9 protein-coding genes are annotated in these 15,303 nt (G+C 74.6%); 4 read left to right on the top strand and 5 right to left on the bottom strand.

Annotation, left to right across the window (positions count from 1 at the left end):
- Positions 1 to 267 precede the first annotated feature (267 nt).
- Positions 268 to 1,881 carry an alpha/beta fold hydrolase gene (locus ACZ4VL_RS23495; protein WP_468203181.1) on the top strand — a complete coding sequence of 538 codons (1,614 nt, stop codon included), beginning with the start codon at positions 268 to 270 and terminating at the stop codon, positions 1,879 to 1,881.
- A 388-nt stretch (positions 1,882 to 2,269) separates the two neighbouring features.
- On the opposite strand, the gene ACZ4VL_RS23490 is transcribed toward ACZ4VL_RS23495, so the two are convergent.
- Complete coding sequence (locus ACZ4VL_RS23490) at positions 2,270 to 3,214, bottom strand: EamA family transporter (RefSeq protein WP_468203179.1); 945 nt, start codon at positions 3,212 to 3,214, stop codon at positions 2,270 to 2,272.
- Positions 3,215 to 3,271: 57 nt separating this feature from the next.
- Positions 3,272 to 6,079, bottom strand: coding sequence for an FAD-binding and (Fe-S)-binding domain-containing protein (locus tag ACZ4VL_RS23485; protein WP_468203176.1), 2,808 nt, complete (start codon positions 6,077 to 6,079; stop codon positions 3,272 to 3,274).
- A gap of 84 nt (positions 6,080 to 6,163) precedes the next feature.
- On the opposite strand from ACZ4VL_RS23485, the gene serC reads away from it, so the two are divergent.
- Positions 6,164 to 7,282, top strand: a complete 1,119-nt coding sequence (gene serC / locus ACZ4VL_RS23480; protein ID WP_468203174.1) for a phosphoserine transaminase — start codon at positions 6,164 to 6,166, stop codon at positions 7,280 to 7,282.
- Between the two features lie 94 nt (positions 7,283 to 7,376).
- Positions 7,377 to 10,559 carry a sacsin N-terminal ATP-binding-like domain-containing protein gene (locus ACZ4VL_RS23475; protein WP_468203172.1) on the top strand — a complete coding sequence of 1,061 codons (3,183 nt, stop codon included), beginning with the start codon at positions 7,377 to 7,379 and terminating at the stop codon, positions 10,557 to 10,559.
- A 79-nt stretch (positions 10,560 to 10,638) separates the two neighbouring features.
- Here ACZ4VL_RS23475 and ACZ4VL_RS23470 read toward each other — a convergent pair whose 3' ends face one another.
- Both ACZ4VL_RS23470 and ACZ4VL_RS23465 read right to left on the bottom strand, forming a co-directional pair.
- Complete coding sequence (locus tag ACZ4VL_RS23470) at positions 10,639 to 13,071, bottom strand: HAD-IC family P-type ATPase (protein WP_468203170.1); 2,433 nt, start codon at positions 13,069 to 13,071, stop codon at positions 10,639 to 10,641.
- 138 nt (positions 13,072 to 13,209) lie between these two features.
- On the bottom strand, positions 13,210 to 13,494 hold the full coding sequence (locus ACZ4VL_RS23465; RefSeq protein WP_468203167.1) for a DUF2530 domain-containing protein: 285 nt from the start codon (positions 13,492 to 13,494) through the stop codon (positions 13,210 to 13,212).
- 160 nt (positions 13,495 to 13,654) lie between these two features.
- Between ACZ4VL_RS23465 and ACZ4VL_RS23460 the strand changes: the two genes are divergently transcribed.
- A complete protein-coding gene (locus ACZ4VL_RS23460; protein WP_361095773.1) occupies positions 13,655 to 15,115 on the top strand; it encodes an NCS2 family permease in 1,461 nt (486 codons plus the stop codon).
- Here the strand turns inward: ACZ4VL_RS23460 and ACZ4VL_RS23455 are convergent.
- Entirely contained in the window at positions 15,108 to 15,290 is a 183-nt protein-coding gene (locus ACZ4VL_RS23455; RefSeq protein ID WP_360634584.1) for a ribbon-helix-helix protein, CopG family, read from the bottom strand. The genes ACZ4VL_RS23460 and ACZ4VL_RS23455 overlap by 8 nt on opposite strands.
- Positions 15,291 to 15,303 lie beyond the last annotated feature (13 nt).

Here is a 15,303-nt window from a genome sequence, read left to right as displayed (position 1 = left end):
ACCCGCTTGCAGGGCAGGGCATTTGGGGCGAAGGGGCGACCGGGCTGGTACGGACCTGCGCGGCCCGCCCGCCGGGCAGGGGGTGGTTCAGGCCGTACGCGGCGAACCCGCGAACGCCGCCGCGGACCGCGCCGATACTGAACGCTTCGGCCCCCCGCTCCGGGTCCCGGCCGGGTCCCGGCACCGCACTGCACCGACGTTCAGATCACTCGACGCACTCGACGCACTCGAAGTAATCGACGTACTCGACGCAGAGGATGAACCGCCGTGGACTCAGCAGCCTCCTCCCTCTATCCCGAACTCGACGCACCCGCCCTCACCGCCTTCGTCGCCGCCCTGGAGAGCGGCGACACCGGCCGCCTCGCCCCCGCCCGCGCCGCACAGGTCGCCGAGGCCCGCTCCGTCGCCGTGTTCTCCCGCACCAAGGTCGCCGGAGCCGAGGGCGACCTGATCGACGCCGCGCTGTGGCGGCACACCCGCCCCGACCCGCGGCCGGTGATCGTGATGCCCTCGCCGTGGACGGACTTCGGCTGGCTCCCGTACGCCGTCCAGGCCAGCGTCTTCGCGGCCCGCGGCTACAACGTCCTCGCCTACAGCGCCCGCGGGTTCGGCGGCTCCGAGGGCGAGGTCGACGTGGCGGGCCCGCTCGACGTCGCCGACGGCAGCCGGGCCCTGGACCACCTCATCGAGCGGACCACCGGCCCGGTGACCAGGATCGGCTTCCTCGGCGACAGCTACGGGTCCGGAATCAGCCAGCTCGTCGCCGCGCACGACGCCCGCGTCGACGCGGTGGTCGCGCTCAGCACCTGGGGCGACCTCGGGGAGGCCTTCCTGGAGAACCGCACCCGGCACGTCGGCGCCGTCGAAGCGCTGCTCAGGGCGGCCGGCCGGGCGCGGCTGAGCCCGCAGACGCAGAGCGTCTTCGAGAACGTCCTGGCGAACCGCGACATCGAGGCCGCCCTGCGGTGGGCCGGGCCGCGGTCGCCGTTCACCCACGTCAAGGAGCTCAGCCGGCGCCAGGTGCCGGTGTACTTCTCCCACGCCTGGCACGAGACGCTGTTCCCCACCAACCAGACGCTGAAGATGTTCAACGAGCTCGCCGGGCCCAAACGGCTCGACCTGTCCGTCGGCGACCACTCCGGCCCCGAGACGTCCGGGATGACCGGCCTGCCCAACCGGATCTGGACCACCGCCCACCGCTGGTTCGACCACCACCTCAAGGGCGACGACAACGGCATCGCCGACGAGGGCCAGGTCCTCGGCGAGATCATGTGGAGCCGCACCCTGGAACCCCGCCCCACCTGGCAGTCGGTCACCGAACACGTCCGCCGGCTCTACCTGGTCGCCGGCGGGGAACTGGCCGACACGCCCGAAGCCGGCTGGAGCACGCGCGTGCTGTGCGGGGTGGACACGCCGGCGACCGTCGCCGACGCGATCGTGCGGTCCGGGTACGACGAGATGGCCGGCCGGCCGAAGGCCTACCGGACCGGCGACATCGACCGCACCGTGGCCGCGGTGTGGGTCGCGGACCCGGAGCCGGAGACGGCGCGGCTGCGGGGCGTCCCGCGGCTGCGGGTCACCTACCGGGCGGCCAACTCGAAGTCCGCGTTCGTCGCGTACCTGCTGGACGTGGCGCCCGACGGGACGGGCCGGATCATCACGCACGCCCCGTACACCGACCTCGCCTCGCCGCCGGACAGCCTGGTCCGCGCGGACATCGAGCTCCAGGCCACCGGGTACGACGTGCCGCGCGGGCACCGGCTGATGCTGGTCGTGGACGGCCGTGACCCGTTCTACGGAGACGCGAACCTGCCGCGGGCCACGCTGGGGTTCACCTCGCCGGAGGCCACGCCGTCCTGCCTGGACCTCCCGCTGGGCTGACGGCCGGCCGCCGGCCCCGCCCGGTCGCCGGCCGACCCCGGCCGGGCGGGGTTCCGGCGCCGCGACGCCGCGGGCGGTGTGCCGTCTGCGGCCCGGGGGCTGGGGATCCCGGCTCCGCCGGGCACCGGGCTCTGCCCGGACCCGCGCCTCAAACGCCGGCGGGGCTGGATCGTGCCGGCCCCCGGCTCCGACAGCCCGCGTAGGCGTATGGCCCGCGGGGCGGGTGGGGCAGGCCTCGCTGCCCGGGTCGGCGGGGCGGGATTCGGTCGGACCCGGTTCCGGCAGCCCCGCGGGGGCGGATCGGCTGGATTCGCCCCCGGCTCCGACCCCCCGCGGGGGCGAACAGCCCGCGGGGCGGGTGGGTCCGCGGGGGTGGCGGGCGGGGTGGTCAGGGGTGGGGTTGGGAGCGGACCGCGCCCATGCTGGCTGCGATGACCAGGGCGATGGCCAGCGCGTCCTGGGCCGACAGGGCCTGGCCTAGGACGAGGAAGCCCGCCGTGGCCGCGATCGCCGGCTCCAGGCTCATCAGGATCGCGAAGGTCGGCGCGGGGAGCCTGCGCAGCGCCAGCAGTTCCAGGGTGTACGGCAGGACGGAGGACAGGACCGCCACGGCCACGCCGAGCGCCAGCGTCCCGGGCACCAGCAGCGCGGAGCCGGCCTCGGCCACGCCCAGCGGCAGCGAGATCACCGCCGCGACGGCCATGGCCAGGGCCAGCCCGTCCGCCTGCGGGAAGCGGCGGCCGGTCCGTGCGCTGAAGACGATGTACGCCGCCCACATCACGCCCGCTCCGAGCGCGAAGGCCGCGCCCAGCGGGTCGAGGCCGCCGAAGCCGCCCCCGCCGTGCCCGGCCAGCAGGGCGACCCCGGCCAGGGCGAGGACCGCCCACAGCAGGTTCACCAGCCGGCGCGAGACGACGACCGACAGGACGAGCGGGCCGAGCACCTCCAGGGTGACGGCCGGGCCGAGCGGGATCCGGTCGACGGCCTGGTAGAACAGCCCGTTCATGCCGGCCATCGCCACGCCGAAGGCCACGACGGTGCCCCAGTCGCCCCGCGAGTAGCCGCGGATCCTGGGGCGGCACAGGAGCAGCAGCACGAGCGCGGCGGCCGCCAGCCGCAGGGTGACCACGCCGGCCGCACCCGCCCTCGGCATGATCAGGACCGCGAGGGCGGCGCCGAACTGCACCGAGATCCCGGCCGTGATCACCAGCGCGACCGGGCCGAGGCGCGCTCGCCGACCGGCCGCTGCGGTGGGCGGGGCCGTCTGCGAGGGCTTCGACGCGGCAGACTCGGCCGAGACGGCAGGGGGCGTGTTGGCGGGTGGTGCGGGCATTTATCCAGACTAAGCCGTGCGTAAGGAGCGTCGCAGCGCGTGCTGCCTTACCTCTGCTTACGGCCCCTTACCCCCGCTGCTCCCGCAGGGCCGCCGCAGGGCCTCCGCCAGGACCTCCGCCAGGTGCCGGGCCCGGACCCCGGCCAGCTCCGCGATCTGGGTCCGGCACGAGAACCCGTCCGCCAGGACCACCGCCCCCTCCGGGGCCCGGCGCAGCGACGGCAGCAGCTGCTCCTCGGCACAGGCCACCGACACCTCGTGGTGGCCCGGCTCGAAACCGAAGTTGCCGGCGAGACCGCAGCAGCCGCCGCTGAGCCCGCCGGTCAGCCCGGCCCGCTCGCGCAGCCGCCGGTCGGCCGCGTCGCCGAGGACCGCGTGCTGGTGGCAGTGGGTCTGCCCGGCCGCCGGCCGGTCCAGCCGGGGCGGCCGCCAGTGCGGGGCGTACTCCTCCAGGGCCTCGGCGAAGGTGCGCACGGCCGCGGCGAGCCGGGCCGCGCGGGGGTCGTCGGGCAGCAGCGCGGGCAGGTCGGTGCGCAGGGCCGCGGCGCAGCTGGGTTCGAGGACGACGACCGGCTCCGGGGCGTCGCCGACGGCGTCCAGGGTGCGGCGCAGCACGCCGCGGGCCCGGTCGAGGCGGCCGGTGGACAGGTACGTCAGCCCGCAGCACACCCGCCCCACCCGCCGTGGCAGCCCCGCCCGCCCGGTACCGGCCAGGTCCACCCGCAGCCCCGCCGCCTCCAGCACCTCCACCGCCGCCCGCCCCGCCCCCGGGGCCAGGTACTCGGTGAACGTGTCGGGCCACAGCAGCACCCCGCCCCCGGCCGCCCGCCCGGCCGGGGTGCGCCGCCCCCGCCACCAGCGGGTGAACGGCTGCGCGACCGGGGCCGGCAGGCTGCGGCGCGGCTCCAGGCCGGCCAGGCGGGCCGCGCCGGGGAGCCGGGCCAGGGCGCCGACGGCCCGGGTCAGGCGCAGCCGGTCGAGCAGCCGGAGCCAGTCCGGCAGGCCGCCCAGCGTGTAGTGGGCCAGGGGCCGGATGCGGCCCGTCCAGTGGCGGTGCAGGAACTCCGCCTTGTACGCGGCCATGTCCACGCCCACGGGGCAGTCGCTGCGGCAGCCCTTGCAGCCCAGGCACAGGTCCAGCGCCCCGGCGACCTCCGCGGAGCGCCAGCCGTCGGTCAGCAGCTCGCCGGCCAGCATCTCGTGCAGCAGCCGGGCCCGGCCGCGGGTGGAGTGCTGCTCCTCGCCCGTGACCCGGTACGAGGGGCACATCACCGCGGGGCCGCCGGGCTGCACCGTCCGGCACTTGGCGACGCCGACGCAGCGGGCGACCTCCGCGGCGAACTCCCCCGCGGGTCCGGTCCGGGGCAGCACCTCGAAGCGCAGGTTCTCGTCCAGCCGGGCCGGGCGGACCAGGATCCCCGGGTTCATCCCGCCGCGCGGGTCCCACACGTCCTTGTACGCGCCGAACAGGTCGATCACCCGCGGCCCGTACATCCGCGGCAGCAGCTCCGCCCGCGCCTGCCCGTCCCCGTGCTCCCCGGACAGCGAGCCGCCGTGCGCGACGACCAGGTCGGCGAGCTCCCCCGAGAAGGCCCGGAAGCGCCCCACCCCCGTCGGCGTGACCAGGTCGAAGTCGATCCGCACGTGCACGCAGCCCTCGCCGAAGTGCCCGTACGGGGTACCGCGCAGCCCGTGGGCGGCGAGCAGGGTGCGGAACTCCCGCAGGTACGCGCCCAGCCGGGCCGGCGGCACCGCGCAGTCCTCCCAGCCCGGCCACGCCATCCCGCCCCCGGGCGTCCGGGTCGCGGTGCCGGCCGCGTCCTCACGGATCCGCCACAGCGCGCGCTGCACCGCCGGGTCGGTGACGACCACCGCGTCCAGCGCGTCCGCCGCCCGTACGAGCTCCCGGGCCGCCCCCTCGTCCCAGGCCTCCGCGAACAGCCAGGCCCGGCCCCGCGGCAGGCCCGCCGCGGCCGCACCGGGCACCAGGTCCTCGGCCATCCCCTCGACCGTCAGCGGCCGGTGCGGCAGCAGTCCGGCCGCGGCGTCGGCGGCCGCGCCCTCGTCCGCGTACCCGAGGACCGCGAGCGCGGGTGCGGGCGGCAGCTCCACCAGGCGGACCACCGCTTCGGTGACCACACCGAGGGTGCCCTCGCTGCCGCAGAAGGCGCGGGCGAGCTGCACGCCGCGCTCGGGCAGCAGCGCGTCGAGGCCCCCGTAGCCGGAGATCCGCCGCGCGAACCCGGGCCCGGTCGCCATCCCCGTCCGCAGCACCTCCAGGTTCCCCGCGACCAGCTCGCCCAGCCCCGCCGGGGCCCCCGCCCAGCCGGTGCCGATCCGGTGCACGGCTCCCCCGTACGCGACCACCTCCAGCTCGGCCACGTTGTCCGCGGTGGTGCCCCGGGCCACCGAGTGGGCCCCGCACGCGTTGTTGCCGATCATGCCGCCGAGGGTGCAGCGGGAGTACGTGGACGGGTCGGGCCCGAACGTCAGCCCGTACGGGCGCACCGCCTCCCGCAGCCGCCCGAGCACGAGGCCCGGCCGGACGACCGCCGTACGGGCCTCGGGGTCCACCGACACCAGGGCGTCCATGTGGCGGGTCAGGTCCAGCACCACCCCCGTCCCCGTGGCCTGGCCGGCGATCGAGGTGCCCCCGCCGCGCGGTACGACCGGAACGCCGGCCGCGGCGCAGATCCGCAGCGCGGCCGCCACGTCGGCGGTGTCCCGCGGGGCGACCACACCGAGCGGTACGCGCCGGTAGTTGGAGGCGTCCATGGTCACCAGGGCCCGTGCGGCGGCCCCGAAGTCGACCTCCCCGCTCAGTCCGTCCCGCAATGTCCGTTCGAGTTCCGCGGAGTCACTCATCCGCACACCTTCCCACCAGGCCCGTCCGTCTCATCGGGTGGACGCGCCTCCGGCGCACGGTCCCCGACCCGATACGCTCCGCTCGTGGCTGAGATCCAGATTCCCGCTGACATCAAGCCCGCCGACGGACGCTTCGGCGCGGGCCCCTCCAAGGTGCGGATCGAGGCGCTGGACGCCCTCGCCGCCACCGGTACCTCCCTGCTCGGCACCTCCCACCGCCAGGCGCCGGTCAAGAACCTGGTCGGCTCCGTCCGCCAGGGCATCCGCGACCTGTTCTCGCTGCCCGAGGGCTACGAGGTGGTCCTGGGCAACGGCGGCTCCACCGCCTTCTGGGACGTCGCGACCGCCGGCCTCATCGAGCGGAAGTCGCAGCACCTCACGTTCGGCGAGTTCTCGTCCAAGTTCGCCAAGGCCGCCAAGCTCGCGCCGTGGCTGGACGAGCCGTCCGTGATCTCCTCCGAGCCGGGCACGCACCCCGACCCGGTCGCCGAGGCGGGCGTTGACGTGTACGCGTACACCCACAACGAGACCTCGACGGGTGTCGCGGCGCCGATCAAGCGCGTCACGGGCGCCGACGCCGGCTCTCTGGTGCTGGTGGACGCGACTTCGGGCGCCGGCGGCCTGCCCGTCGACATCACCGAGACCGACGTCTACTACTTCGCCCCGCAGAAGTCCTTCGCCTCCGAAGGCGGCCTGTGGCTGGCGGCGTTCTCCCCGGCGGCCCTGGAGCGGGCGGCGCGCGTCCACGCCTCCGGCCGGCACATCCCGGAGTTCTTCTCGCTGCCGACCGCGATCGACAACTCGCTGAAGAACCAGACGTACAACACCCCGTCGCTGTCGACGCTCTTCCTGCTGAACCAGCAGCTGGAGTGGATCAACGGCCAGGGCGGCCTGGAGTGGGCGACCGCCCGTACCGCGGCCAGCGCCCGCACCCTGTACGGCTGGGCGGAGGCGTCGAAGTACGCGACGCCGTTCGTCGTGGACGCCGACAAGCGGTCCGCGGTCATCGGCACGATCGACTTCTCGGACGACATCGACGCGGCCGCCGTCGCCAAGGTGCTGCGCGCCAACGGCATCGTGGACACCGAGCCGTACCGCAAGCTCGGCCGCAACCAGCTGCGCGTCGCGATGTTCCCGGCGGTCGACCCGGCGGACGTGCAGGCGCTGACCACCTGCATCGACCACGTCATCGAGAACCTCTGACGTCACGGCGCCCGCCGTCCCCCGACAACACCGGGAGAGGGCGGGCGCCGCACGCGATACCTTCAAGACCTCGGCAATTCTTGGAGGAAGCGGCGTGAGCGTGCGAGTGACGGCGGCGCAGGACGGCACGGACCCCTTCGGCACGGCCCGGCTCCGGCGCGGGGTCATCGATTCCTGGGCGGCGGGCCCGTCCCGCTTCCGCGAGGACGCCAACGCCGAGGAGGACCTGGCCCTCGGCGGCTACCGCGACCGCCTCGTCGTCGAACTGGCCCAGAACGCCGCCGACGCGGCCGCCCGCGCGGGCGTGCCCGGCCGGCTGCGGCTGACCCTGCACGCCGGGAACGGCGAACCGCCCGTCCTCGCCGCCGCCAACACGGGCGCCCCGCTCGACGCGACCGGCGTCGAATCGCTGAGCACCCTGCGCGCCTCCGCCAAGCGGGAGTCCACCGCCTCCGGCGACACCGTCGGCCGCTTCGGCGTCGGCTTCGCCGCCGTCCTCGCCGTGTCCGACGAGCCCGCCGTCCTCGGCCGGCACGGCGGTGTCCGCTGGTCCCTGGCCGAGGCCCGCGAGCTGGCCCGGGAGGCCGCCGCCTTCAGCCCCGGCCTCGGCGACGAACTGCGCCGCCGCGACGGCCACGTGCCCCTGCTGCGCCTGCCGCTGCCCGCCGAGGGCACCGCGCCCGAGGGCTACGACACCGTCGTCGTCCTCCCGCTGCGCGACGCCGCCGCCGAGGACCTGGTGCAGCGGCTGCTGGCCGGCATCGACGACGCCCTGCTCCTCACCCTGCCCGGCCTGCACGAGATCACCGTCGACACCCCGGCCGGGGGCACCCGCACGCTGCGCCGCACCGCCGAGGGCCCGTACACCGTCATCGAGGACTCCCGCGACGCCGCCGGCACCCCCGCCGCCGCAGGCACCACCGGGCAGACCCGCCGCTGGCGCACCGTCCGCCACACCGGCCCCATCGAGCCCGCCCTGCTCGCCGACCGGCCGGTCGAGGAGCGGCTGCGGCCCTCCTGGACCGTGTCCTGGGCCGTACCCGTCGACCCCGCCGGCGCACCCGTACGCCCCGCCACCGCGCCCGTCTTCCACGCCCCGACCCCGACCGACGAACCCCTCGGCATCCCCGCCCTGCTCATCGCGACCCTGCCGCTGGACACCGCCCGCCGCCACCCCGCGCCCGGCCCGCTGACCGACTTCCTCGTGGAGCGCGCCGCCGACGCGTACGCCGAACTGCTGGGCGGCTGGGAGCCGGTGACCCCCGAACTGGTGGACCTCGTCCCCGGACCGCTCGGCAAGGGCCTGCTGGACGGGGCCCTGCGCTCCGCCGTCCTCCAGCGGCTCCCCCGCACCGCCTTCCTCGCCCCGGCCGCACCGGCCGCACCCGCCGAGGACTCCGCCGAGGCCGGGGAACGGGCCGCGCTGCGCCCCTTCGAGGCCGAGGTCGTCGAGGGCGCGGGCGCCGACACCGTACGGGTCCTCGCCGAGGTGCTGCCGACCCTGCTGCCCGCCGGGCTGGAGCGGCGCCCCGAACTGCGCACCCTCGGCGTGGGCCGGCTGCCGCTGGGCGACGCCATCGAGCGGATCGCCGGCATCGAGCGCACCCCCGCGTGGTGGCACCGGCTGTACGACAGCCTCGCCGGCGTCGACCCGGACCGGCTCTCCGGCCTGCCCGTGCCGCTCGCCGACGGCCGCACCACCATCGGCCCGCGCCACGTGCTGCTCCCCGAGGCGGACACCCCGAAGGACCTGGCCCGGCTGGGCCTGAAGGTGGCCCACCCCGACGCGGCGCACCCGCTGCTGGAGAAGCTGGGCGCCCTCCCGGCCACGCCCCGCGCGATCCTGACCACCCCGCAGGTACGGGCCGCGGTGGCCGCCTCCCTCGACGCCGGCGAGGTCTGGGACGAGGACGAGGCCGCCCTGGACGCCGACGAACTGGCCGAGGTGGTCCTCGGCCTGGTCCGCGACGCCGACCTGGCCCCCGGCGACGAGCCGTGGCTGGGCGCGCTCGCCCTGCCCGACGAGGACGGGGAACTCGCCCCGGCCGGCGAGCTGCTGCTGCCCGGCTCGCCGCTGGCCGCGGTCATCCGCGAGGACGAGGTGCCGTACGTCGACGCCGACCTCGCCGCCCGCTGGGGTGACCAGCCGCTCACCGCCTGCGGGGTGCTCGCCGGCTTCCAGCTGGTCCGCGCCACCGACGTGGTCCTCGACCCGGACGAGCTGGAACCCCGCGACGGCGACTTCGCCGAGCCCGACGACGTCGGCCTGCTCGATGCCGTCGACGTGTGGTGCGAGGACGTCCTCGACCAGCTCCCCGACACCCCGCTGCCGCCGGTCGCCACCGAGATCGTCGCCGTGCGCGACCTCGACCTCGTCGACGACGACTGCTGGCCGCAGGCCCTCGCCATGCTGGCGCAGCCGCCGCTGCGGGACGCCCTGACCCAGCCGATGCGGATCCTGCTGCCCGACGGCACCACCCGGTCGGTGCGCCCGTACACCGCCTGGTGGCTGCGCGGCCACCCGGTCCTCGACGGCCGCCGCCCGGCCGGGCTGCGCGCGGCGGGCACCGACCCGCTGCTCGCCGGCCTGTACACCTCGGCGGACGCCACCGGATTCCAGGACGAGCAGGTCCTGCGGGCCCTCGGCGTCCGCACCTCCGTGGCCGCCCTGCTCGACGAGCCCGGCGGCGCCGCCGAGCTGCTGGGCCGGCTCGCCGATCCCGAGCGGTCCGTCACCGACCGGCAGCTGCACGCCCTGTACGGGGCCCTGGCCGACCTGGAGCCCGAGCAGGTCACGCTGCCCGACGAGCTGCGCGCCGTGGCCGACGGGGAGCCGGTGGTCGTCGACGCCTCCGACGCGGTCATCGCCGACGCTCCGGACCTGCTGCCGCTGACGGCGGGCCTGCCGCTGCTGCCGGTGGCCCCGGCCCGGGCGGCCGACCTGGCGGACCTGCTCCAGGTGCGCCGGCTGTCGGAGACGGTCCCGGCGGAGGTGAGCACGCCGGGCGAGGAGCACGAGGTACCGGAGTCGGTACGGGTCCTGCTGGGCCCGGCGACCCCGCGGACGTACCTGGAGCACGAGGAGCTGGTGGCGGGCGGCGTCGAGCTCGACTGGCGGCTCACCCGGGACGGGGTGCTGCACGCCTCCACCCTGGAGGGCGTGGCGGCGGGCCTGGCCTGGTCGGCGGGCCAGTGGCCGCGCCGCTTCGAGGTCGCGGCCCTGCTGGAGGACCCGTCGCGCACGGCGGAACTCGCCCGGGACCGGTGGTTCGACTAGGGCCCGGCGATCGGGTCGGGTCGGAGCCGGGCCGCGGCCGGTCGGGGCCGGCGGGGACCGGTCGGGCCCCGGCCCCCGGTCACGCCGGGAAGCGGCGGTCCACCCAGCGGAAGGTGACCTCGATCAGGGCGGCCGCCACCACGGCGATGCCGACCGCGGTCCACGGCATCTGCGTGCCGACCAGCTTCAGCTGGAAGAAGTCCTGCAGCCAGGGGACGACCAGCACCAGCACGAAGGCCCCGCCCATCGACCCGACCAGGGCGATCCGCCACCACGAGTACGGGCGGGCGACGATCGCCAGGACCCACATGGAGGTCAGGAACAGGGTCATCGTCGCCGCACTCGTCTCGGCGTCCAGGGCCTCCGCGCCCGTGTAGTGGTGGCGGGCCACCAGGTACGTGACGAAGGTGGCCACCGCCGCGATCACCCCGCCCGGGATCGCGTACCGCATCACGCGTCGCACGAAGTGCGGTTTGGCGCGCTCCTTGTTCGGGGCGAGGGCCAGGAAGAACGCGGGGACGCCGATGGTGAGCGTCGACAGCAGGGTCAGGTGCCGCGGCAGGAAGGGGTACTCCACCTGCCAGCAGACCACCAGGATCGCCAGCAGCACCGAGTAGACGGTCTTGGTCAGGAAGAGGGTGGCGACGCGGGTGATGTTGCCGATGACCCGGCGGCCCTCGGCGACCACCGACGGCAGGGTGGCGAAGCTGTTGTTGAGCAGGACGATCTGGGCGACGGCCCGGGTGGCCTCGGAGCCCGAGCCCATGCTGACGCCGATGTCGGCGTCCTTCAGGGCGAGCACGTCGTTGACTCCGTCGCCGGTCATGGCGACCGTGTGGCCGCGGGACTGCAGCGCACCGACCATGTCCCGCTTCTGCTGCGGGGTGACCCGCCCGAAGACCGTGCTCCGGTCCAGCTCCTCGGCCATCGCGGCCGGCTCGGCGGGCAGCCGGCGCGCGTCGACGGTGTCCTGCGCGCCGGGCAGGCCCAGCTTGCCGGCAACCGCGCCGACCGACACCGCGTTGTCACCGGAGATCACCTTCGCGCGGACGCTCTGCTCCTCGAAGTAGCGCAGGGTCTCCGCGGCGTCGGCGCGCAGCCGCTGCTCCAGGACGACCAGGGCGGTCGGTCTGGCGCCGACGGCGACGGCGTCGTCGTCGAGCTCGCGGGCGGCCCGGGCGAGCAGCAGGACGCGCAGGCCCCGCTCGTTCAACGCGTTGACCTCGTCGAGGGCGGGGTCGCCGGTGGGCAGCAGGACGTCGGGGGCGCCGAGCAGCCAGGTGGAGCTCTCGCCGTCTCCTTCGCTGAAGCTCGCCCCGCTGTACTTGCGGGCCGAGGAGAACGGCAGCGACTCCGTGCACCGCCAGTCCGCGCTGTCCGGGTAGGCGTCGATGATCGCCTGGAGGCTGGCGTTGGGGCGCGGGTCGGACTCGCCGAGGGCGCCGAGGACGCTCCTGACGTACGTGGTCTCCGCGCCGCCGAGCGGGCGGAGCTCCGTGACGTCCATGCCGCCTTCGGTGAGGGTGCCGGTCTTGTCGAGGCACACCACGTCGACCCGGGCGAGGCCCTCGATGGCGGGCAGCTCCTGCACCAGGCACTGCTGGCGGCCGAGCCGGATGACGCCGATCGCGAAGGCCACCGAGGTCAGCAGGACCAGGCCCTCGGGGATCATCGGGACGATGCCGCCGACGGTCCGGGCGATGGAGTCCTTGAGGTTGGTGTCCTTGACGACCAGCTGGCTGACGATGAGGCCGATGGAGGTCGGGATCATCATCCAGGTGACGTACTTGAGGATGGTGGAGATGCCGGAACGCAGCTCGGAGTGGACCAGGGTGAAGCGGGTGGCCTCCTCGGCCAGCTGCGCGGCGTAGGCCTCGCGGCCGACCCTGGTGGCGGTGAAGGCGCCGCCGCCGGCGACGACGAAGGACCCGGACATGACGGGGTCGCCCGGCTTCTTGAGGACCGGGTCGGCCTCGCCGGTGAGCAGCGACTCGTCGATCTCCAGGCCGTCGGCCTCGCCGACGACCCCGTCGACGACGACCTTGTCGCCGGGTCCGAGCTCGATGACGTCGTCCAGGACGATCTCGGAGGTGGAGACCTCGGCGGTGCGTCCGTCGCGGCGGACGCTGGGTTTGGCCTCGCCGATCACCGCGAGGCCGTCGAGGGTCTTCTTGGCGCGGAGCTCCTGGATGATGCCGATGCCGGTGTTCGCCAGGATGACGTAGCCGAAGAGGCTGTCCTGGAACGGGGCGACGATCAGCATGACCACCCACAGGACGCCGATGATCGCGTTGAAGCGGGTGAAGACGTTCGCCCGGACGATGTCGACGGTGGAGCGGGACGAGCGGACGGGGACGTCGTTGACGGCTCCGCGCGCGACGCGCTCGGCCACCTCGGCGGTGGTGAGGCCGCCCGGCTTGAACGGGGGCGCGGGCGGGCCGGCCGGGGGTACCGGGGTCGTCCCGGCGCCCGGCTCGGGACCGTTCGAATCGATCTTCGCCCGCTGCGTCATGTTTTCGACGGTAAAGGCGGACCCTGTGGTTCACCCGCCGAGAAGGGTGAAGATCCGACGTCGGGATGAGGGAAATCGTCCTCTGGTCGGCCCGCCTCATCCGGCGAGCAGGCCGCCCCTATCCGGCGAGCGGCCGCCCTATCCGACGTGCGGCGCGGCCTCGGCCCGCTCGGCGGCCTCGGCGGCGTGCCGCCTGAGCGCGGCGTCGCGGCCGCGGACGTACCAGATGCCGATCAGGCCGAGGCCGCCGCCCGCGGCGCAGCACCAGACCCACCACAACAGGTCGCGGTCGGCGAACCACCCGTAGAAGGGCAGCTGGACGAGGAAGAGGACGAACCACACGATCGTGCCACCGGTGATGGTCGCGACGACCGGGCCCTCAAGGGGCTCGGGAGCCTCGTGCTTCGCAGTCCATTTCGCCATGCCCACAAGTCTAGGCGTCGGAATTCGGGGTCTACGCGCGGAGATGGACGGGCTTTCGTTCATGTGTTCATACTGAAACGGTTCCGGGCCAGGCCCTTTTTGATCGTTTGATCATACGAACACCACCCCCGCCACCGATGCCCCGCATTTCGAGGACCGCATGAGCACGTCGGCCCCCGCCCCGGCCTCCACGCCGGACGCGCAGCCCCAGGCCCCCGGCCCCCAGTCGGGCCTGGACCGCTTCTTCAAGATCACCGAGCGCGGCTCGACCGTCGCACGCGAGGTCCGCGGCGGTTTCGCCACCTTCTTCGCGATGGCCTACATCATCGTGCTGAACCCGATCATCCTGGGCAGCGCGAAGGACATGTACGGCCACCAGCTCGACGGCGGGCAGCTGGTCACCGCCACCGTCCTGACGGCCGCCTTCACCACCCTCCTCATGGGCGTCATCGGCAACGTCCCGATCGCCCTCGCGGCCGGCCTCGGCGTCAACACCGTCGTCGCCCTGCAGCTGGCCCCGCGCATGAGCTGGCCCGACGCCATGGGCATGGTGGTCCTGGCCGGCTTCGTGGTGATGCTGCTGGTCGCGACCGGCCTGCGCGAGCGGGTCATGAACGCCGTCCCGCTCGGCCTGCGCAAGGGCATCGCGATCGGCATCGGCCTGTTCATCATGCTGATCGGCCTGGTCGACTCGGGCTTCGTCACCCGCATCCCGGACGCGGCGCACACCACCGTGCCGCTCCAGCTCGGCACCGGCGGCCAGCTGCACGGCTGGCCCGTGCTGGTCTTCGCCGTCGGCGTGCTGCTGACCCTCGCGCTGCTGATCCGCAAGACGCCCGGCGCGATCCTGATCTCCATCGTGGCGATGACCGTGGTCGCCGCCGTCGTCCAGGCCGTACTGCAGCTGCCGGCCACCGGCTGGGGCCTGACCGTCCCGGAGTGGCCCGGCAACCCCGTGGCCGCCCCCGACTTCGGGCTCGTCGGCCAGGTCAGCCTGTTCGGCGGCTTCGGCAAGGTCGGCCTGCTCACCGGCTGCCTGTTCGTCTTCACCGTGCTGCTGTCCTGCTTCTTCGACGCGATGGGCACGATCCTCGGCGTCGGCGACGAGGCCAAGCTGATCGACGAGGACGGCACCTTCCCCGGCATCAACAAGGTCCTGCTCGTGGACGGCCTGGCCGTCGCCTCCGGCGGCGCGACCTCCTCCTCGGCCACCACCTGCTTCGTGGAGTCCACGGCCGGTGTCGGCGAGGGAGCCCGTACGGGCCTGGCCAACGTGGTGACGGGCGGCCTCTTCGCCGTGGCCCTGTTCCTCACCCCGATCGCCACGATGGTGCCGTCCCAGGCGGCCACGCCCGCCCTGGTGGCGGTCGGCTTCCTGATCCTCGCGGGCTCGGTGAAGGACATCGACTGGAGCGACTTCACCATCGCCGTCCCGGCCTTCCTGGCCATGGTGACCATGCCGTTCACCTACTCGATCACCAACGGCATCGGCATCGGCTTCATCAGCTTCAGCGTGCTGCGGCTGGCGACCGGCCGGGGCCGCGACGTACCGGTGGCCATGTACGTGGTCTCGGCGGTGTTCGTCTTCTACTACGCGATGCCCGCCCTCGGCCTCACGTGACCCCGTAGAACTTCTCCGTCTCGTCGACCGCTGCCTTGAAGCGCTCGTCGAAGTCATCGCGAATGAGCGTCCGGACGACATAGTCCTGGACGCTCATTCCGCGTTTGGCGGCGTGGATGCGGAGGCGGTCGAGCAGCTCCCCGTCTATGCGCATGCTGAGCACCTGTGTCCCCATGCGGACAGAGTCC

The sequence above is a fragment of the Streptomyces sp. NPDC029014 genome (assembly GCF_055564695.1).
Note: the sequence above shows the minus strand (reverse complement) of the source record. Positions and strands in the feature narration are given on the sequence as shown.